This window comes from Sphingosinicella sp., from assembly GCF_052387495.1.
In the GTDB taxonomy this organism is placed as follows: domain Bacteria; phylum Pseudomonadota; class Alphaproteobacteria; order Sphingomonadales; family Sphingomonadaceae; genus Allosphingosinicella.
Genome location: NZ_JBQTJC010000050.1, coordinates 1 through 5,258 on the forward strand (window position 1 = coordinate 1; position 5,258 = coordinate 5,258).

At 67.6% G+C, this 5,258-nt stretch carries 5 protein-coding genes; 3 read left to right on the forward strand and 2 right to left on the reverse strand.

Annotated features, from left to right (window positions below; all coding sequences use genetic code 11):
* Positions 1–1,514, reverse strand: a 1,514-nt coding sequence (locus ACT4N8_RS02840) for an ATP-binding protein (RefSeq protein ID WP_444856625.1), incomplete at its 3' end; no start/stop codon positions are given.
* Positions 1,501–2,211, reverse strand: a complete 711-nt coding sequence (locus ACT4N8_RS02845; RefSeq protein ID WP_444856626.1) for a response regulator transcription factor — start codon at positions 2,209–2,211, stop codon at positions 1,501–1,503. The genes ACT4N8_RS02845 and ACT4N8_RS02840, both read right to left, overlap by 14 nt.
* Positions 2,212–2,360: 149 nt before the next feature.
* Between ACT4N8_RS02845 and ACT4N8_RS02850 the strand changes: the two genes are divergently transcribed.
* The 3 genes from ACT4N8_RS02850 to ACT4N8_RS02860 all read left to right on the forward strand — a co-directional run.
* Positions 2,361–3,998, forward strand: coding sequence for a phosphoenolpyruvate carboxykinase (locus ACT4N8_RS02850; protein ID WP_444856627.1), 1,638 nt, complete (start codon positions 2,361–2,363; stop codon positions 3,996–3,998).
* A gap of 80 nt (positions 3,999–4,078) precedes the next feature.
* Positions 4,079–4,531: a hypothetical protein gene (locus ACT4N8_RS02855; protein ID WP_444856628.1), complete on the forward strand. Its 453-nt coding sequence runs from the start codon at positions 4,079–4,081 to the stop codon at positions 4,529–4,531.
* 317 nt (positions 4,532–4,848) lie between these two features.
* A partial coding sequence (locus ACT4N8_RS02860) for a DUF3857 domain-containing protein (protein WP_444856629.1) occupies positions 4,849–5,258 on the forward strand: 410 nt, incomplete at its 3' end.

Consider the following 5,258-nt stretch of genomic DNA (forward strand, 5'->3'; position numbering starts at 1 on the left):
CCGGAGCGTCCATCATGGCGGTTCTCGACCTCGATCCGGCCGCCATGGCCCTCGACGATGGCCCGCGCGATGGCGAGGCCGAGGCCCGAATGGCGGCCGAAATCCTCTTCGGGCCTCATGGAATGGAAACGGTTAAAGATCATCTCCCGAGCGTCGGCCGGAACCCCCGGCCCCTCGTCCTCGACGCTGACCATCACCTCCTCGCCGATCGCGGCGGCGCGGATCTCGACCAGCCCGCCCGGCGGCGAGAAGGAGATCGCATTGTCGACCAGATTGTCGATCAGCCGCGCCAGCCGCGATTCGTCGCCGGCGACGACCGCGGTGGCGACCCGCGGGCGGGCGAAGGCGACCGCGACGCCGTCCCCGCCGCGCTCCTCCCACATCGGCACCATCGCTTCGATCAGCGGACCGAGATCGACCGGCTCGAACCGCGCCCGCGAAAGCTCGGCGTCGAGCCGCGAGGCCTCGGCGATGTCGACCACCAGCCGGTCGAGCCGGCCGACGTCCTGCCGCACCACGTCGAGCAGGCGCGCGCGCAGTTCCGAGTCCTCGACCCGCTCGAGCGAATCGACCGCGGAGCGCAGGGAGGCGAGGGGGTTCTTGAGCTCGTGGGTGACATCCGCGGCGAAGGCCTCAGTGGCGTCGATCCGCTGCCTCAGGCTCTGGGTCATGTCGTGCAGCGCCCGCGCGAGCAGGCCGATCTCGTCGCGCCGCGCGGGCAGCACGGGCACGTCGACCTCGCGAGCCCGGCCGAGCCGCACCCGGTGCGCGGCGAGGGCGAGCCGCCTCAGCGGATTGGCGATGGTGCGGGCGAGGAAGCGCGAGAGCAGGATGGAGAAGGCGATCGTCGCGAGCAGCACCAGCGCCAGCGTGAAACGCTCGGCGCGGACGATGCGGCGGATATCGCGCGCGTTGACGGTAAGAAGCAGCACGCCCTGGTCGCCGGCGGAAATTCGCATCGCCGCGCTGAGATAGGGCGTGCCTTCCGGCGCGCGCCGGATTTCGGTAATGGGCCGCCCGGCTCCGAGCGCGGCGCTCGCCTCGGGCCAGGCGGCGAGACCGTCGTTCGCCGGCGGAACGAGAATCGGCCGCGCCCGCGCCCCGACGATCGCGTCGAAGCCGTTGTCGAGCGCGCGGGCGACGCCGCGATACCAGGGCTCCTCGGCCGGATCGCGCATCTCGTAGGTTTGCGGGCCCGAGGCCCAGCTGTCGACCGCGCGCGTCCCGTCCGGAAGATAGACCCGAAGCCGCGTGCCCGAATCCTGCCCGAGCCGGGTCAGCGTCGGCTGCCATGCCTCGCGCGGCAGCGCCGCGAGCATGTGCGCGATCATCACCGCCTCGGCCTCGACCTGCACGACTCGCGCTTGGGTAAGTCGGCTGCGGAAGCTGTCGAGATAGAAGAGGCTGCCGGCGAGGATCGCGATCGCGAAGATGTTGACCGCTAGGATCCGCTGCCTGAGCGAAAACCGCCGCGACCAGCGCAGCCCGAGCTCGCGGTCTTCATTCCTCGGCAAAGCGGTATCCGACCCCGTAGAGCGTCTCGATCGCTTTGAACTCGCCGTCGACCTCGCGGAACTTGCGGCGCATCCTTTTGACGTGGCTGTCGATGGTGCGGTCGTCGACATAGATGTCGTCCTGATAGGCGACGTCCATCAGCTGGTTGCGCGATTTGACCACCCCCGGGCGCTGCGCCAGCGCCTCCAGAATCAGGAATTCGGTGACGGTGAGGACGACGTCCTTGCCATTCCAGCGCACCCGGTGCCGGGCGGGATCCATGCTGAGCCGGCCGCGCTCGAGCTGCTCGGCCGGCTCCTCCGCGGCGTCAGGCTCGGCGGCGCGGGCGCGCAATTCGCTCCGCCGGAGCAAGGCGCGGATGCGCGCGATCAGCAGCCGCTGGGAGAAGGGCTTGGCGATATAGTCGTCCGCGCCCATGGCGAGGCCGAGCGCTTCATCCAGCTCCTCGTCCTTCGAGGTCAGGAAGATGACCGGAAAGTCGCATTTCTCGCGCAGCCGCCGCAGCAGCTCCATCCCGTCCATCCGCGGCATCTTGATGTCGAGCACGGCGAGGTCGGGCGGGTTCTCGGTCAGGGCCTTCAGCGCCGCCTCGCCGTCCGAATAGAGGCGGGTGACGAAGCCTTCGGACTGGAGCGTCACCGAGAGCGAGGCGAGGATGTTGCGGTCGTCGTCGACAAGCGCGATCGTTACCGACATGGACCTTCTTTCCCTTCCGCGCACGGGCTTTAGCCAAGGGCGGTCCGCCGCGCCACCCTTTGACGCGGCGGGTCCGCTCGGTTATGCGCCCGGCCAGGAAGAGGCGCCCGCCCGGGGCGCGCTATCACAGGTTAATTAGGGGAAATCAGGTGGCCCGTTCGGTCCCGTCGTTCGATCTGCATTTTCAGGGCATCGACACGCCCGCCACGCTGCACTGGAATCTCGGCACGGCCCCGCTCGTCGAGCAGGCGATCGCGCGCGGCGAGGGCATTCTCGCCAAGCATGGTCCGCTCGTGGTCGAGACCGGCAAGCACACCGGCCGCTCGGCCAAGGACAAGTTCATCGTCCGCGACGCCGAGACGGACGGCACGATCTGGTGGGACAACAACGCCGCGATGACGCCCGACCGGTTCGCCGCGCTGAAGGCCGATTTCATCGCCGCCTTGGGCGAGCGCGACACATTGTTCGTCCAGGATCTCTACGGCGGCTCGCAGAGCGAGCACCGGGTGCGAGTTCGCGTGATCAACGAGCTCGCCTGGCACAGCCTGTTCATCCGCACCATGCTGGTCCGGCCGCCCGAGGCGGAGCTGGCCGGCTTCGAGCCCGAATTCACGATCATCGACCTGCCGAGCTTCAAGGCCGACCCCGCCCGCCACGGCACCCGCTCAGAGACGGTGATCGCGCTTAATCTGACCGAGCGGATGATCCTGATCGGCGGCACCGCTTATGCCGGGGAGATGAAGAAGTCGGTCTTCTCGATCCTCAACTATCTCCTCCCCGCCGAGGGCGTGATGCCGATGCACTGCTCGGCCAATATCGGGCCCAAGGGCGACACCGCGATCTTCTTCGGCCTCTCCGGCACCGGCAAGACCACCTTGAGCGCCGACGCCAGCCGCACCCTGATCGGCGATGACGAGCATGGGTGGTCGGATACCGCCGTGTTCAATTTCGAGGGCGGCTGCTATGCCAAGATGATCCGGCTGAGCCCCGAGGCGGAGCCGGAGATCTATGCGACGACGAAGCGATTCGGGACGGTGCTCGAGAATGTCATGATCGATCCGGACACTCGGGAACTCGACCTCGACGACGCCTCGAAGGCCGAGAACACCCGCGGCGCCTATCCGATCGACTTCATTCCCAATTCGTCGCCTCAGAATATGGGCCCGGTGCCGAAGAACGTGATCTTCCTCACCGCCGACGCCTTCGGCGTGCTCCCGCCGGTGGCGCGGCTCACGCCCGACCAGGCCATGTACCACTTCCTCTCCGGCTACACCGCCAAGGTCGCCGGCACCGAGATCGGCGTGACCGAGCCCGAGGCGACCTTCTCGACCTGCTTCGGCGCCCCCTTCATGCCGCGCCACCCGAGCGTCTACGGCAATTTGCTCAAGGAGCGGATCGCCAGGGGCCAGGTCGCGTGCTGGCTGGTCAACACCGGCTGGACCGGCGGCAAATACGGCACCGGCAGCCGCATGCCGATCAAGGCGACCCGCGCCCTGCTCAACGCCGCGCTTGACGGCTCGCTGAACGGCGTCGCGTTCCGCCGCGACCCCAATTTCGGCTTCGACGTTCCGGTGAGCGTGCCCGGAGTCGAGCAGCGCATCCTCGACCCGCGCGAGACCTGGGCGGACAAGGCCGACTATGACGCGACCGCGGCGAAGCTGGTGACCTTGTTCAACGACAATTTCGCCAAGTTCGCCCCCCATGTCGACCAGAGCGTCCGCGACGCCGCCCCGCGCGCTGGCGGGACCGTCCAACAAGCGCAGGAGCCGATCATCACCGCCGCCTGACGCCCAAGCCATAAGCCCATTTCGAAGGGAGCGTGCCGGGGTCCGGCGCGCTCCCTTTTTCTATGCGAAGGACACGAGACATGACGACCGACCACAAGCCGCGCTTGTTCGCTACCGACGCCGAGATCAGGCGGATCGGCACCGGCTTCCTCGCCTGCGCGCTCGCCAAGGCCGAATGGACCCACGAAGCGCACCTCTCCACCACCGCCTGGCTGATCCTCGAACGCCCCGACATCCACCCGGAGCGCGACCTCCCCCACCTCATCCGCCGCTATAATGAGAGCGTCGGCGGCGTGAACAGCGATACGGAAGGCTATCACGAGACGATCACCCAGGTCTCGATCGCCGCCGTCCGCCGCGCGCTGGCGCGCAGCGAAGGGCAGGGGCTGACGGTGCGCGTCAACGCGCTGCTGCTGGCGCCGGAGGGACGACGGGACTGGCCGCTGAGGTTCTACAGCCGCGAGCTGCTGTTCTCGAAGGAGGCGCGGCTGGGGTGGGTGGGGCCGGATCGGGCGGCGCTGGCAGGGGTCTGACTTCGGAGGACGATATGGAGGGAAGGCCGAGGTGCGACGGGTATCGGCGTCTGCTGTTGACCGACTGCGGACCAGCAGCTTCGGGGCTGAAATGACAGGTGAGCGGACATGCCCCGACGATGAAACGAAACTCCACCTCAGTCCCGTTGCGGCGTTGAGTGAGTGCTCCTAGCACCCTGTGGAAGCATCACGGCTCAAGTCTTGAGTATTCTGTGTTTCGTCCAATTCCGGTTGCATACCTGATGTTTGCGGCCATTATTGCGCCCGAAAGAGCGGGGGGCACAGTGCGGATTGCAGTTCCTATACTCATGGCATCAATGCTCGCGGCCGCCGAGCCCGTCCATGCGGCCAATGATCAGGTGCAACGTGGCCCCCCACCTGACTGGGTGGCGCCTTCCGAGCTCATGCCGGTGCCGGAGGGGGCGAGCGGCCTCTTTTTCGTGCGCCGCCAGGACGTGCTGATCCATCTCGACGCGCGCGGGCAGGCCAGCCACATCGGCTATCGTATCCGGATTCTCCATCCGACCGCTCTCCAGCTCGGCAATCTCTCGATCGCATGGAATCCCGCCGCTGGGGCGCCGACCGTGCACGTCATCCGGATCCATCGCGGCGACGAGGTGATCGACGTGCTCGATAACTCCTCGTTCGAGATCCTCCGCCGCGAGAACCAGCTCGAAGCGGCGAGTCTCGACGGCTTCCTCACTGCCCTTCTTCGCGTCGCCGACCT